Genomic DNA, 14,341 nt, shown 5'->3' with positions numbered 1-14,341 from the left:
CCCCGGCCGACTCCCTCGTGCGCGGAAGGCGTTGATCATCCCCATGGCCGCTCGGTTCGATGACACCTCGCAGGACCGCCGGGTACGTGTGCAGGGCGTACCCGTCGACTCCTATCCCCGGTTCGCGCCGGAGTCCGAACGGGGCTCGGTGCGCCGGATCACCGTCGTCGGGGAGGAGATCCTGCGCCGCCCGTGCCGGGAGGTCACCGAGTTCGGCACCCCCGAACTCTCCCGGCTGGTCGACGACATGTTCGCCACCAACCAGGTGGCGGAGGGCGCCGGGCTCGCCGCCAACCAGGTCGATGTGGACCTGCGGCTGTTCATGTGGGACATCACGGACGACTGGGGGGTGCGCCATGTCGGGCACATCGCCAATCCCGTCCTGGACGAGGTGCCGCCCGAGCAGCGCAGGCTGGTCGAGGAGTCCGAGGGGTGCCTGTCCGTCCCGGGCCCCTACCGGATGGTGGCGAGGCTGGACCGTACCGTCGTACGCGGCCGGGACAAGGACGGCAATCCGCTGGTCATCGAAGGCCGGGGCTACTTCGCCCGCTGCCTCCAGCACGAGACGGACCACCTGCGCGGCCACCTTTATCTGGACCGGCTCGCCCAGCGGGACCGGAAGACGGCCCTGCGCGAGATGGACGCCGCCAAGGAGGAGACGTTCGCCCGGCGCGCCGCGCTCGCGGCGAAGCTGGGCAAGTGACCCCGGGGGCCGACCAGGCCGGATGGCCCGGACCCGGGCGGGCCCTGCCCCGGACCGCTCAGCCCGTGATCAGCTTCTGGAGCGCGGGTGCGTAGAGGTCCGCGATGTGTTCCGGGGTGGCCAGGGCGCCGGCTCCCTCGCGGTGCAGGCTGATGGTGGCGCCGAGGCCGAGCAGGTGGCCGACCAGCAGCTCGGCGCGCAGTGCCCGGTCGGGGCCGGAGAGCCGGGCGGTCAGTACGTCGGTGACCTGTTCGTGGAACCGGTCGCGCAGCAGCGAGCGTTCGTCCTGGTTGCCGAGGGAGAACACCACGCGCAGGAGCGGGTCCGAGTTGAACTCGCGGCGCCGGGTCACCAGGGTGACGACCAGGTGGCGGCCCAGCCGGGTGAGCGGGGCGTCGAACAGTTCGGAGGCGGCCGGGCCGAAGTCGGCCACGGTGTTGAACAGCTCCTCCTTGCGGCCGAAGTGCTTGACCACCAGGGCCGGGCTGACCCCGGCGTCCGCCGCGATCTGGCGGATCGTCACCTCCGCGTACGGGCGCTGGGTGAACGCCCGCCGGGCCGCGCGCAGGATCGCGCTCCGTCCGGTGCCCGCGTCCGCGGACCCGGTGACCGGTGCGGTGGGGGCCTGGCCGCCGGTCATGCGCCCTCCTGGATCTGTGCTGTCCGTACACCGTCCTCGCGGATGCCCGACGCCTTGCGGCTCTCCCCGGCCGTACCCGCCCCGGCCTGCCGTTGGCCCGGCAGGAACAGCGTGACGGCCAGCGCGGCGAGCGCCGCCCCCGCCGCGATCACGAAGACCGACTGGTACGCGTGGAGGGTCGGGGCCGTACGTCCTCCTGCCTGGAACGTGATGTTGGCCAGGACGGCGGCCACCGTCGCACTGCAGAAGGCCTGTCCGATCGACCGCATGAGGGTGTTCAGACCGTTGGCCGCCCCGGTCTCACTGACCGGGACCCCGCGCATCACGAGTGCGGGCAGGGCCGAGTAGGCGATGGCCGTACCAGAGGCGACGACGGTGGCTCCGGCGACGATCAGCCACAGGCTGTGGCTGGTGAAGTAGCGCGCCCCGTAACCGACGGCGATGATCCCGGCCGCCAGCGCCAGACTGACCTTCGGGCCGCGCTTGGCGGAGATCCGCGCCGAGACGGGCGAGAGCGCCACCATCGCCACACCACCGGGCAGCAGGCACAGGCCGCTGACGACGAGCGAGGCGCCGAGCCCGTAGCCGGTGGCCTTCGGCTCCTGCACCATCTGGGCGGTCACCAGCGAGTTCGCGTAGAACGCGAAACCGATCAGCAGGGCGGCGATGTTGGTGAGCAGTACGGCCGGGCGGGCGGAGACCCGCAGGTCGACCATGGGCGTCGCGACGCGGAGCTCGTACGCGCCCCAGAGCAGCGCCACCACGACGGCCGTCACGAGCAGGCCCACCGTCCGGACCGATCCCCAGCCCCAGTCGGCGCCCTGGGTGACCGCGAGCAGCAGGCAGACCAGCGCGGCGGACAGGCCCAGCGCGCCGACGGCGTCGAAGCGGCCCCGGCTGCGCAGCGGGGATTCCGGCACACAGCGCAGCACCAGCGCGATGTCGATGAGCCCGATCACGCCGGAGACCCAGAACATCGTGTGCCATTCGAAGTTCTCGATGACCACGGCGGCGACCGGCAGGCCGACGGCCGCGCCGATCCCGAGGGTGGAGCTCATCAGCGCGACGGCGGACAGGACGCGCTCGGGCGGGAGCTCGTCGCGCAGGATGCTGATGCCCAGCGGTACGACGGCGATCGCCGCACCCTGGAGGGCGCGGCCGGTGATCAGGACCCCGATGTGCGAGCTGACCGCGCAGAGCACGGAGCCCACCACCAGCACCGCGAGCGAGGCGACGAGCACCCGCCGCTTCCCGTACATGTCACCGACCCGGCCCAGGACCGGGGTGAAGACCGCACCGGTGAGGAGCGTGACGGTGACCAGCCAGCTCGCGGCGGCGGGGGTGGCGCCGGTCAGCTCGGGGATGTGCGGCAGCAGCGGTACGACGATCGTCTGCATGACCGCGACCACGACACCGCAGAACGCCAGCACGCCGACGGCGAAGCGGGGGTGCGGGGCCTGGACGGCGGGGGTGGCGGGATCGGCTGGGACGGGTATGTCCGCGGGCATGGCTCTCCGTACGAGGCTCGGCGGCGAGACAGGGGTGTACTTACGTTCACCCCCGGAGTCCTAGGGTAAACGCACGTACACCCCCTCGGCGACGGGACGCCGGAAAGCCGCGTTAGCCTCGGATCCGGGATCCGGGCCCGAGAAGCGGCACCGGACGACGGACGCGAAGGTGAAGGTGGCCGCGATGGCGAGGATTCCGGCAACGGCAGTGGCGGCGAGCGGGCTGGTCGGCGGCTACGCGGTGGCGCGGTGGACCAGGAAGCGGCCGCTGGGCGGCGTCCCCCTCGCCGCGGCGGGCACGGCGGCGGCGTACGAGTGGAACCGGCAGGCGGGGATGCGCGCGGCCGTCGGGCTGACCACCGCGTACGTCGCCGCCTTCGCCGGGTCGCACCCGCTCGCCAAGCGGATCGGCGCCTGGCCCGCGGTCTTCGCCGTGGCGGGCACGGTGGCCGCCGCGTCCTGGGCGGTTACGCGGCGCGCGGCCTGATCCCGGGGCGGGGCGGGCGGCGCCCGGGGCCCCGGGGGGATCGGGCGAGGCGCGGGTGAGCCCCGGGTGCGTCCGGGTGGCCGGTTGTCCTCAATCGCCGGACGGGCTTGATTTGGCCGGCGGACGTACCCGAGCCGCCGGACCAGCCCGATGTGACCGACGGACGCGCCCGAGCCGCCGCCGGACCGGCTTGAGTCGCCTCGTCCGGGTCAGCCGCCCAGGGCTCGGGAGACCGTGTAGATCGCCAGGCCGGCCAGCGCGCCCACCACCGTGCCGTTGATGCGGATGAACTGCAGGTCGCGGCCGATGTGCGCCTCGATCTTCTTCGATGTCTGGTCCGCGTCCCAGCCGGCCACCGTGTCGCTGATCAGCGACGTGATCTCCGTCCGGTACGTCGTCACGACGTACACCGCCGCGTCCTCCAGCCAGCCCTCCAGCTTCGCCTGGAGGCGGCCGTCCGTCGCCAGGCGGGCGCCCAGGGACATCAGGGAGGCGCGGGCGCGCAGCCGCAGTTCGCTCTGCTCGTCCTCGGCCGCCGCGATGACCATCGTGCGGACCGAGGACCAGGCGGACGCGATGACGTCCTGCACCTCGCCGCGCCCCAGCACCTCCGACTTCAGCCGCTCCACCCGCTCCCGGGTCTCCGAGTCCGTCTGGAGGTCGGCCGCGAAGTCCGTCAGGAACGTGTCGATCGAGCCGCGCGCCGGGTGCCCCGGCATGTCGCGCATCTCCGTCAGGAAGCGCAGCAGCTCCTTGTAGACCCGCTCCCCCACCCGCTTGTCCACGAACCGAGGGGTCCAGCCCGGCGCACCGCCCTGCACCGCGTCCATCACCGAGTCGCCGTGCAGCACCAGCCAGTCGTGAGCCCGGACACACACCAGGTCCACCACCTTGCGGTGGCCGCCGTCCGCGACGACCTTCTCCAGCATCTTGCCGAGGCCCGGCCCGATCTCCGCCGCGTTCGCCCGCCGGGTGATCGCCTCACCCACCACGGCCTGCACATCCGAGTCACGCAGCACCGTCAGCGCACCGCGCAGCGTGGTCGACAGCTCGGCCGTGACCCGGTCCGCGTGGGCCGGTTCCGCGAGCCACGCACCGAGCCGCCCGCCGATGCCGAGGGAGTGGATCCGGTCCCGTACGACATCGCCCGCCAGAAAGTTCTCGCCGACGAAGGAACCGAGTGAGGCTCCAAGCTGGTCCTTCTTCGTGGGAATGATGGCGGTGTGCGGAATCGGCAGGCCGAGCGGACGCTTGAAGAGCGCCGTGACGGCAAACCAGTCGGCCAGCGCACCCACCATGCCCGCCTCGGCGGCCGCGGCGACGAAGCCCGGCCAGCCGCCCACCCCCTCGTTCTTCGCCCAGGTGGCGAGGACGTACACCAGCGCGACCAGCAGAAGGAGGCCCGTGGCCGTGGTCTTCATCCGCCGTACGCCGCGCCGCTTCTCCTCGTCCGCGGCGGTGTACGAGAACGAGGCCAGGGAGGCCGGGCCGCGGCTGCCCGCGCCCCCGGCCCCCGCGCCCCCGCTCTCGCCCGCCCGCGCACCGGCCTCCCGCTCGCCGGGTCCGCTGCCTTCGATCTGTTCCATCCACTCCACCCGTCCGCGTACGCATCGTCCCCCGACGCCCCGTACGCATTGTCCTTACCCGACCTACTCCCGGGCCGCACGTTGAGTTCCCCGCGCCCTGCCGCATCATGGAACCGGCCCACGAACAGAGGAGAAAGACCGCCCATGCCCAGGCGCCAGGGGTACGCCCTGCTCATAGCTCTCGTGACCGGCACCGCCGCGCTCGCCGCCGTCGTGGCGTTCGCCGGCTCGATGCTGTTCTCCGGGCCCCGGGCGAAGGCCTCCGCGTCCGCCGCGCCGCAGAGCACGGGCCGGCCGCCCGCGGCCCCGGCCCGCTCCGCCGGGCTCTGGCTCGCCACCTGGGCGGCCGCACCGGTCCTCGGGGCTCCCGACCCGAACCACGACCAGGACCTGACCCACCGCACCATCCGCAACGTCGTTCACACCAGCATCGGTGGCAACGCGGCCCGTGTCACCCTCTCCAACCTCTTCGGTACGCGGCCGCTGCTGATCGACAACGTCACCGTGAACACCCGCCCGGTGACGTTCCGCGGCGCCCCGGCCACCACCGTCGCCGCGGGCGCGAAGATCGTCAGCGACCCCGTCGTCGTCCCGGTCACCGCCGACGCCGACCTCGTCGTCACCCTGCGCACCCCCCACGCGAGCGGCCCGGTCACCGCGCACCCCAACAGCCACCAGAGCTCGTACGTGGAGACCGAGAAGGGCACCTGGCGGAGCACCACCTGGCGCTACCTCACCGCCGTGGACGTACGCAGCACGACCGCCACCGGAACCGTCGTCGCGCTCGGTGACTCCCTCACCGCGGGGACCGGCTCCACCACCGACGCGAACACCCGCTGGCCCGATGTCCTCTCCGACCGGCTGAACGGCCGCTACGCGGTGGTGAACCAGGGCATCGGCGGCAACCGCATCCTGCGCGACGGCATCGGACCCCGCGCCCTGGACCGCTTCCAGCGCGATGTGCTGGACATCAGCGGCGCGAAGACCGTCATCATCGCCCTCGGCGTCAACGACGTGCAGGGCTTCCCCCAGCAGACGGACCCGCAGCGGATCACGGACGCCCTGCGCGGCATGACGCAGCGGGCCCACGCACGCGGGATGCGGGTCGTCGGCGCGACCCTGATGCCGTACGACGGCTACCGCAGCTGGACCCCCGCCCAGGACGCCGTCCGCACCCGGGTCAACGAGACGATCCGGGCCGGCGGGGTCTTCGACCAGGTCCTGGACTTCGACCGCGACATGCGCGACCCGGGCCACCCGTACCGGCTGAACCCCGCCTACGACTGCGGCGATCACCTCCACCTGAACGACGCGGGCTACCAGCGCCTGGGCTCCCTGGTGAACCTGACCAACCTGGTGAACGTCCGGCCGTCGTCCGACGCGCTCTGAGGGACGGGGCGTCGGGACGGGGGGACGGCGGGGCAGCGGGACGGGGGCGGCACAGCGAGACAGGGGCGGGGCGCCAGGGCTGCGCGGAGCAGGCGCCGGGGCGGGGCGGAAGCCGGGACCGGGCCAGGGCGAACGCTGCGGCTGCCGGGGTTACTTGCCCTTCCCCCCGCCCCCGTCGCCCTTCTCCAGCCGGCCGCGCGAGCGCTCGGCCTCCCGCAGCCGCTGCTTCTCCGCCTTGCTCCGCTTGCGCTCCACGCCGACGCCGCCCATCAGCGCGAAGCCGGTGACCCGTACCCGGGGGGAGTCGGGGGCCGGAACGCCCTCGTCCTTCGTGTTCTCCCCGAAGCCGCCCATCACGCCGATGCCCCGGACCTCGACATTCAGGTCCGGCGGGACCGTCACCTGCATACCGCCCATGATCGCGAAGCAGCGGATGACCACCTCACGGTCCTCGAAGTTCGCCTCGCGCAGATCGATCTCACCGCCGCCCCACATCGCGAACGCGGTGAACTTCCGGCCGACCGTCCAGTTGCCCCGGCGGCGGAACCCGCCCCAGAACGCGAAGGCACCGCCCGACGTCGCGGGCTTGCCCACCCGGTCCGGCCAGCGGGCCATCGAACCGGTTCGGGGCTGCCCCGCGGCCACCGGCGCCACCGCCGCACCCACGGCCGGAAGGTCGCGGACGATCGGTTCCAACTCCCCGTGTGTGCGGGCCTTGTAGGCCGCATCGAGGCGCTGCTCGAACTCCTCCATCTCCAGCCGGCCCTCGGCCACCGCCTCGCGCAGGATCTCGGCGATGCGTTCACGCTCGGCGTCGGAGGCACGCATGTCCGGAAGTTCGCTACTCATAGCGCGCAGCCTATTGAACGCGTCCGCTCCCGTCACCGACCCAATGACCGGTGGCCGACGCGTACATCTTCGCGATCACGGCCTCGATGTCCGGTTCCCGCACCGACAGGTCCATCAGCGGATAGTCCGCGGCGATCCGGGCTACCAGCGGGGCCGCCGACGCGGACGCCGGGAACGCCAGCCACTGCCGCACCCCCTCCACCTTCACCGTGCGCACCGAGGGCTCCGACTCCAGCCTGATCGGCGGGAGTTCACGCTCCAGGTCGACCACCAGCGTCCGCTCGCTCTCCCCCACCTCGTGCAGCCCTTCGAGCGCACCGTCGTACATCAGCCGACCGTGGTCGATCACCATCACCCGCTTGCACAGCTGCTCGATGTCGGTCAGATCGTGCGTGGTGAGCAGCACCGTCGTACCGCGCTCCGCGTTCAAGTCCCGCAGGAATGAACGGACCTTGGCCTTGGACACCACATCCAGGCCGATCGTCGGCTCGTCCAGGTACAGCACCTCCGGATCGTGCAGCAGAGCTGCCGCGATGTCGCCGCGCATCCGCTGCCCGAGCGACAGCTGCCGCACCGGTACGTCCAACAGCTCTGCCAGGTCCAGGAGTTCGACGCACCGCTCCAGGTTGGCCCGGAAGCGGGCGTCGGGGACCCGGTACATCCGGTGGACCAGCCGGTACGAGTCGCGCAGCGGCAGGTCCCACCAGAGCGTGGTGCGCTGCCCGAAGACCACGCCGATCCGGTGCGCCAGCCTCGTACGCTCCCGCGAAGGGTCGATGCCCGCCACCCGCAGCGAGCCGCCGCTCGGGGTGAGGATGCCCGTCAGCATCTTGATCGTCGTGGACTTCCCCGCGCCGTTCGGGCCGATGTAGCCGACCATCTCACCGCGCTCCACCCGGAAGCTGATGCCGTCGACGGCCCGCACCTCGCGGCGTTCGCTGCGCAGGAAGCCCGTCCTGCGGCGGACGTCGAAGACCTTCTCGACGCCGTCGAGCTCGATGAAGTCCGTGTCGTCCATACTCGTGTCGCTCCTTCGCGCCCGTATTCCGTTTCCGTCAACTTCCCGTACTCCGGTACGCCCGCAGCCCCGCCCGCCAGGCCAGACCCGCGACCGCCCAGCACAGCGCCGCCACCACCGGCGGCAGGAACGCCACCCAGTCCGGCAGGTCCAGCGGATACGGCCGGCCCAGCACGTACAGGGCCGGCAGCCAGTTCACGAAGGCCAGCGGCACGACGAACGTGACCCCCCGCACCAGGTCCTTCGCGAAGACCGTCGGCGGGTACTGGAGCAGCGTGTTGCCGCCGTACGTGAAGGAGTTCTGCACCTCGGAGGCGTCCTGCGCGAAGAACTGGAACGCCGCCCCCGCCACGAACACCGCCCCGAAGATCGCCGCCCCGCTCAGCAGCATCAGCGGCACCATCAGCACCCTCGTGACGGTCCAGTCGATGTCCAGGGTCACCAGCGCATAGCCCAGCACCAGCACCCCCTGTGTGATCCGCCCCAGCCTGCGCAGCGCGAACCGGTCCGCCGCCACCTGCGCCATCACCGGAACCGGCCGCACCAGCAAGGTGTCCAGTGTCCCGTCCCGCACACGCCGGCCGAGCCGGTCCATCGAGCCCATCACCAGATCCGCGAGGCCGAACGCGGTGCCCGCGGCCCCGTACAGCAGGGCGATCTCCGGCAGCGTGTAACCGCCCAGCACATCCACGTGCGAGAACATCAGCATGATCGCGACGAAGTCGAACGCCGTCGCCGCGAAGTTGCCGAACGCCGTCATCACGAACGACGCCCGGTACGCCATCGTCGAGCGCAGCCACATCGCGGCGATCAGCCCGTACGCCCTGACCCCCTCGACCACCCGCGACCGGGGCTCGAACACCGCGACGGGCGGCTCCGCCACTGCCGTCTCCAGCGCCTCAGCCACCCTGGACCACCACCCTCCGCGTCGCCGCCGACTGCATCAGCCGCCCGAGGAGCAGCAGCGCCAGCGCCCAGCCCGCCTGGAACCCGTACGCGCGCACCAGGCTCCAGCCCGTGCGCTTGCCCAGGAGCACATCGGCCGGCACCTGGAGCAGCGCCGACCACGGCAACGCCCGCGCCACCTCGCCCAGCAGCCCCGGGAACAGGTTCAGCGGCAGCAGCAGCCCGGAGAAGAACATCCCCGCCAGGAACGCGATCTGCGCCGCCCCCGCCCCGTCCATCAGCCAGAACGCGGACAGCGCCACCAGATAGCGGATCGCGAAACTCACCACCACCCCCAGCGCCACGGAGACCAGGAACGCCGGCCAGATCCCCGGCGACGTGGGCAGCGCCAGCTCGAAGGCCATGGAGCCCAGCAGCATCGGCACGATGCCGCGCCCCAGCAGGTGGAACGCGGCACGCCCCAGATCCCCGGCCAGCCACCACAGTTGGAGGTCGATCGGCCGGTAGAGGTCGACCGCGACATCGCCGGTACGGATCCGCTCCATCAGCTCGTCCTCGAAGCCGCCGCCCATCATCGCGCACGTCATCAGCAGCGCCTGCCCCAGCCACACGTACGTGAGCGCCTGCGGCATGTCGTAGCCGCCGAGCTGCGGACGCTCGTCCCACAGGGCCACATACGTGTACGCCATGATGAAACCGAAGACGGTGTTGGTGAAGACCCCCGCGACCGTCGCGATCCGGTACGTGGCATAGCGCCGGAACCCGCCCGCCGCCACCACCGCATAGAGCCGCACCGCACCCCCACCCCCCGCTGTCTGTGACGCCGCCCGGCATTCGGCACCAAAGCGCACGAGCCTAGTCCAGCCGGGCCGGCCGCCGCGACCGCTTTTCGGGGACAGATCCGGTGGTTATACCGGAGAAAAGGGCACTATGGGGGAACTGACCGCGGCCGAGGAGTCTGCACCGACATGAGCGACGAGCCACAGCAGCAGAACGGGGACCCCGACCGCAGGGGCTGGACCCCCAGAGACCTGCCTGCCGACGCCGCCGCCCCCGCGAACCAGGGCACCCCCGTCGAAGGCGCGGGAAAGCAGAAGAAGCCCAAGCGCCCCAAACGCAAGGGCTGGCGCCGCGCCGTCCCCACCTGGCGGATGGTGCTCGGCGCCATCCTCCTCGTCGCCCTGGTCCTGATCGGCGGCTTCATCGCCGGGTACCAGCTCGTCGACATCCCCTCCGCCAACGCCAGTGCCACCGCCCAGTCCAACGTCTACCTCTACGAGGACGGCAGCGTCATCGCCCGCGACGGCGAGGTCAACCGGGAGAACATCAAGCTCGCCCAGGTCCCCCGCACGGTCCAGCAGGCGGTCCTCGCCGCCGAGGACCGCGATTTCTACTCCGAACGCGCCGTCGACATCAAGGCGATGTTCCGGGCCGGCTGGAACACCCTCACCGGCAAGGGCAAACAGGGCGGATCGACCATCACGCAGCAGTACGTCAAGAACTACTACCTGGGCCAGGAACAGACCGTCGGCCGCAAGATCAAGGAGTTCTTCATCGCGATCAAGCTCAACCGCGAGGAATCCAAGAACAAGATCTTCGAGGGCTACCTCAACACCAGCTACTTCGGCCGCAACGCCTACGGCATCCAGGCCGCCGCCCAGGCCTACTACAGCAAGGACATCGGCGACATCACCACCGCCGAGGGCGCCTACCTCGCCTCCCTGCTCAACGCGCCCAGCGCGTACGACGTCATCACCCACCCGGAGAACAAGAGCGCCGCCGTCGCCCGCTGGAACTACGTACTCGACGGCATGGTCAAGGAGGACTGGCTCGGGGCCGGCGAACGCGCCGCGATGACCTTCCCCCCGCCGGGCCGGGTCAAGCCCGCCAACAGCCTCTCCGGACAGCGCGGCTACATCGTTCAGGCCGTCGAGGACTACCTCGTCCGCAACGACATCCTCGACGAGAAGACCCTCGCCACCCGCGGCTACCGGATCACCACCACGCTGGAGAGGAAGAAACAGGACGCCCTCGTCGAAGCCGTCGACGACAACGTCATGTCCAAGACCAGCAAACAGAACAAGGCCGACCGCAACGTCCGCGTCGGCGGCGCCTCCATCGACCCCGCGACCGGCCGCGTCGTCGCCATGTACGGCGGCATCGACTACACCCGGCAGTACGTCAACAACGCGACCCGCACCGACTACCAGGTCGGCTCCACGTTCAAGCCGTTCGTCTTCACCTCCGCCGTCGCGGGCGGCTCCACCACCCAGGACGGCCGGCGCATCACCCCCACCACCATCTACGACGGCACCAACAAGCGCATGGTCCAGGGCCCCGACGGACCCACCGGCTACTCCCCCGCCAACGAGGACGACGTCAGCTACGGGCCCATCACCGTCAGCGCCGCCACCGACAAGTCCGTCAACGCCGTCTACGCCCAGATGGCCGAGGACGTCGGCCCCGGCAAGGTCCGCCAGACCGCCGTCGACCTCGGCATCCCCAAGGACACCCCCGACCTCACGGCGTCCCCGTCGATCGCGCTCGGCCCCGCCACCGCCAGCGTCCTGGACATGACCGACGCCTACGCCACCCTCGCCGGCCACGGCAGGCACGGCGCCCATGTCCTCGTCGACAAGGTCACCAAGGACGGTACGGCGGTCAAGCTCCCGGACCGCAGCACCAGACAGGCCGTCAGCCGCGAGGCGGCCGACACCACCACCTCGATCCTGCGGAGCGTCGTCGACGGCGGCACCGGAACCGCCGCCCAGGGCGCGGGCCGCCCCGCCGCCGGCAAGACCGGCACCGCGGAGGAGGACAAGGCCGCCTGGTTCGCCGGCTACACCCCCGAACTCGCCACCGTCATCGCCGTCATGGGCCAGGACCCCACCACCGGCGTACAGAAACCGCTCTACGGCGCGCTCGGGCTGCCCCGCATCAACGGCGGCGGCGCCCCCGCGGAGACCTGGGCCCAGTACACCGGAGCCGCCCTGCGCGGCACCCCCGTCAAGAACTTCACGCTCGACCTGGAGAGCGGCACCGACGAAACCGAACTGCCCAGTACGCGGAGCAGCGCACCCGGCGACACCGGTCAGCCGTCCCGCACCCCGTCCGGCACCAGCTCGAACACCCCGTCCAGCACGCCGCCCACCACCCCGTCCACCCCGGAGAGCCCGCCCGCCACCACCGGCACCCCGAACGGCGGCACCGACACCGCGGGCGGCACGGACGGCGGCACAGGGGGGACGGACGGCGGGGCCGACGGCGGGGCCGACGGCGGCACGGACACCGCAGGCGGCGACAGCGGCGGCGGGGAGAACGGCGGGGCGGACAACGGCGCGGGCACCACCGGCGGCCTGCTGGAAGGCGCCCGGGGCACCCGCGCCCCCGGCCGCCTCTGAGAGGCAGCCGCGGCTGCGGTCCGGAACCCGGCCCGTCAGTGACCCGAGGTCGCCTTCAGCCCCACGACGGCCACCAGCAGCAGACACACGAAGAAGATCCGGGCCGCCGTCACCGGCTCGTGCAGCACCACCATGCCCAGCACCGCGGCACCGGCCGCACCGATACCCACCCAGACCCCGTACGCCGTACCGATGGGCAGCGTCCGCGCCGCATGGGACAGCAGCATCATGCTCGCCACGATCCCGAGGCCCGTGAACACACTCGGCCACAGCCGGGTGAACCCCTCGGTGTACTTCATCCCGATCGACCAGGCCACTTCCAGCAGACCGGCGATCACCAGCAGAACCCACGCCATGACAGAACCTCCGACGACAGAACACGCGAACAACACGGTGCGTCGTCTTTGCGAAGCCCGGTACGGCGCGTCTCGTCGGGGTCCCACCACCCTAGCAAAGGACAGGCAAAAGGCCTGGTGACAACCGTCACCAGGCCTCGCGCACCGCCACTCGGGGCTACAGATACAAGCCGGTCGAATCCACCGAGCCCTCGAAGCGGTCCGCCGCCACCGCGTGCAGATCCCGCTCCCGCATCAGCACGTACGCCACACCCCGCACCTCGACCTCGGCACGGTCCTCGGGGTCGTACAGCACCCGGTCCCCCGGCTCCACCGTCCGCACGTTCTGCCCCACGGCCACCACCACGGCCCACGCCAGACGGCGGCCGACCGCGGCCGTCGCCGGAATCAGGATGCCGCCGCCGGAACGCCGCTCGCCCTCGGGCGAATCGGACCGGACCAGCACACGGTCGTGCAGCATCCGGATGGGCAGCTTGTCGTCGGTGTTCTCGCTCACACCCCGCAACCTACCTGGCCGCGACGCCACCCCGCGCCCTCGGGGCTCAACGCTTCTTCCGCCGCGAGGACACCGTCAGCAGCCCGACCACACCCACCGCGAGCAGCGCCGCCGGAATCACCCGCTCCAGCCGGGGCGCGCCCTCCTCCGTGACGAACTGGGCCTTCACGTCGGAGACCGTCCGGTTCACCGCGACGAACGCCCGCCCGGCCGTCCGGTCCACGGCCTCCGCGGCCTTCGCCTTCGCGTCACCGATGATCGTCTTCGGGTGCACCCGCACCCCGATCTCATCGAGCACCACCGCGAGCTGCTCGCGCCTGGTGATGATGTCCGCCTCGATCTGCGCAGGGCTCCTGGCATCCGACACCGCGCCGCCTCCGTGGTCCTCGTCCGGTAAACCTTCATCGACAGTCTGTCAGCTCGGCCGCCCCCGCACCCGGCGGCACCCCTATTACTCTCGGTCCCGTACACCCCACGTACCAACGAGGAGAACCATGAGCGAGCGACTCCAGCCCGGCGACACCGCCCCTGCCTTCACCCTCCCGGACGCCGACGGGAACGACGTCTCGCTCGCGGACCACAAGGGCCGCAAAGTCATCGTCTACTTCTACCCGGCGGCTCTTACCCCCGGCTGCACCAAGCAGGCCTGCGACTTCACCGACAACCTCGACCTGCTGGCCGGTGCCGGATACGACGTCATCGGCGTCTCCCCCGACAAGCCCGAGAAGCTCGCCAAGTTCCGCGAGAAGGAGAACCTCAAGGTCACGCTCGTCGGTGACCCGGCCAAGGAGACCCTGGAGGCCTACGGCGCCTTCGGCGAGAAGAAGCTCTACGGCAAAACGGTGACGGGCGTCATCCGCTCCACGATCGTCGTCGACGAAGAGGGCAAGATCGAGCACGCCTTCTACAACGTCAAGGCCACCGGCCACGTCGCGAAGATCATCAGGGACCTCGGGATCTGACGACCGCATCCAGCAGCCGGGGATTGGGCCGAATGGCCGA

The 14,341-nt window shown here is 71.4% G+C and carries 15 protein-coding genes and 1 riboswitch; of the genes, 5 read left to right on the top strand and 10 right to left on the bottom strand.

Annotation, left to right across the window (positions count from 1 at the left end; genetic code table 11):
* Positions 1-43 precede the first annotated feature (43 nt).
* Complete coding sequence (gene def / locus RLT59_RS25110) at positions 44-703, top strand: peptide deformylase (protein WP_311305497.1); 660 nt, start codon at positions 44-46, stop codon at positions 701-703.
* A 58-nt stretch (positions 704-761) separates the two neighbouring features.
* Here the strand turns inward: def and RLT59_RS25105 are convergent, their stop codons facing one another.
* Together RLT59_RS25105 and RLT59_RS25100 are read right to left on the bottom strand one after the other, a co-directional pair.
* On the bottom strand, positions 762-1,343 hold the full coding sequence (locus RLT59_RS25105; protein WP_311305496.1) for a TetR/AcrR family transcriptional regulator: 582 nt from the start codon (positions 1,341-1,343) through the stop codon (positions 762-764).
* A complete protein-coding gene (locus RLT59_RS25100; RefSeq protein ID WP_311305495.1) occupies positions 1,340-2,851 on the bottom strand; it encodes an MFS transporter in 1,512 nt (503 codons plus the stop codon). Before RLT59_RS25100 ends, RLT59_RS25105 begins: the two co-directional genes overlap by 4 nt.
* Before the next feature lie 184 nt (positions 2,852-3,035).
* On the opposite strand from RLT59_RS25100, the gene RLT59_RS25095 reads away from it, so the two are divergent.
* Positions 3,036-3,338, top strand: coding sequence for a hypothetical protein (locus RLT59_RS25095; protein ID WP_311305494.1), 303 nt, complete (start codon positions 3,036-3,038; stop codon positions 3,336-3,338).
* A gap of 209 nt (positions 3,339-3,547) precedes the next feature.
* Here the strand turns inward: RLT59_RS25095 and RLT59_RS25090 are convergent, their stop codons facing one another.
* Positions 3,548-4,924 (bottom strand): DUF445 domain-containing protein, encoded by a 1,377-nt coding sequence (locus RLT59_RS25090; protein WP_311305493.1) that lies wholly within the window; start codon positions 4,922-4,924, stop codon positions 3,548-3,550.
* A gap of 144 nt (positions 4,925-5,068) precedes the next feature.
* Between RLT59_RS25090 and RLT59_RS25085 the strand changes: the two genes are divergently transcribed.
* Positions 5,069-6,313 (top strand): SGNH/GDSL hydrolase family protein, encoded by a 1,245-nt coding sequence (locus tag RLT59_RS25085; protein ID WP_311305492.1) that lies wholly within the window; start codon positions 5,069-5,071, stop codon positions 6,311-6,313.
* A 150-nt stretch (positions 6,314-6,463) separates the two neighbouring features.
* Here RLT59_RS25085 and RLT59_RS25080 read toward each other — a convergent pair whose 3' ends face one another.
* From RLT59_RS25080 to RLT59_RS25065, 4 genes are read right to left on the bottom strand one after another with little or no spacing between them, the layout of a single operon-like run.
* Positions 6,464-7,141 (bottom strand): DUF1707 SHOCT-like domain-containing protein, encoded by a 678-nt coding sequence (locus RLT59_RS25080; RefSeq protein WP_311307845.1) that lies wholly within the window; start codon positions 7,139-7,141, stop codon positions 6,464-6,466.
* A 31-nt stretch (positions 7,142-7,172) separates the two neighbouring features.
* Positions 7,173-8,180, bottom strand: coding sequence for an ABC transporter ATP-binding protein (locus RLT59_RS25075; RefSeq protein ID WP_311305491.1), 1,008 nt, complete (start codon positions 8,178-8,180; stop codon positions 7,173-7,175).
* A 37-nt stretch (positions 8,181-8,217) separates the two neighbouring features.
* Positions 8,218-9,087, bottom strand: coding sequence for an ABC transporter permease (locus RLT59_RS25070; RefSeq protein ID WP_311305490.1), 870 nt, complete (start codon positions 9,085-9,087; stop codon positions 8,218-8,220).
* The gene (locus RLT59_RS25065; protein WP_311305489.1) at positions 9,080-9,880 is read right to left on the bottom strand and encodes an ABC transporter permease; all 801 of its coding nucleotides are present in this window, start codon (positions 9,878-9,880) and stop codon (positions 9,080-9,082) included. The genes RLT59_RS25070 and RLT59_RS25065 overlap by 8 nt, the downstream gene beginning before the upstream one ends.
* Before the next feature lie 174 nt (positions 9,881-10,054).
* Here RLT59_RS25065 and RLT59_RS25060 point away from each other — a divergent pair, with 174 nt between their 5' ends.
* Entirely contained in the window at positions 10,055-12,487 is a 2,433-nt protein-coding gene (locus tag RLT59_RS25060) for a transglycosylase domain-containing protein (protein WP_311305488.1), read from the top strand.
* A 35-nt stretch (positions 12,488-12,522) separates the two neighbouring features.
* On the opposite strand, the gene RLT59_RS25055 is transcribed toward RLT59_RS25060, so the two are convergent.
* The 3 genes from RLT59_RS25055 to RLT59_RS25045 all read right to left on the bottom strand — a co-directional run bounded on the left by RLT59_RS25055 (position 12,523) and on the right by RLT59_RS25045 (position 13,706).
* The gene (locus RLT59_RS25055) at positions 12,523-12,843 is read right to left on the bottom strand and encodes a DMT family transporter (protein ID WP_311305487.1); all 321 of its coding nucleotides are present in this window, start codon (positions 12,841-12,843) and stop codon (positions 12,523-12,525) included.
* A 36-nt stretch (positions 12,844-12,879) separates the two neighbouring features.
* Positions 12,880-12,950: riboswitch (guanidine-III (ykkC-III) riboswitch) on the bottom strand.
* Positions 12,951-13,000: 50 nt separating this feature from the next.
* The gene (locus tag RLT59_RS25050; RefSeq protein ID WP_031087845.1) at positions 13,001-13,339 is read right to left on the bottom strand and encodes a GroES family chaperonin; all 339 of its coding nucleotides are present in this window, start codon (positions 13,337-13,339) and stop codon (positions 13,001-13,003) included.
* A gap of 46 nt (positions 13,340-13,385) precedes the next feature.
* Positions 13,386-13,706 (bottom strand): DUF3618 domain-containing protein, encoded by a 321-nt coding sequence (locus RLT59_RS25045; RefSeq protein ID WP_311305486.1) that lies wholly within the window; start codon positions 13,704-13,706, stop codon positions 13,386-13,388.
* A gap of 127 nt (positions 13,707-13,833) precedes the next feature.
* Between RLT59_RS25045 and bcp the strand changes: the two genes are divergently transcribed.
* Entirely contained in the window at positions 13,834-14,301 is a 468-nt protein-coding gene (gene bcp / locus RLT59_RS25040) for a thioredoxin-dependent thiol peroxidase (protein ID WP_311305485.1), read from the top strand.
* The last annotated feature ends 40 nt before the right edge of the window (positions 14,302-14,341 follow it).

The organism is Streptomyces sp. ITFR-6, assembly GCF_031844725.1.
GTDB lineage: Bacteria > Actinomycetota > Actinomycetes > Streptomycetales > Streptomycetaceae > Streptomyces.
The sequence above is the reverse complement of the archived record's forward strand: the minus strand, read 5'-3'. Positions and strand labels throughout refer to the sequence as shown.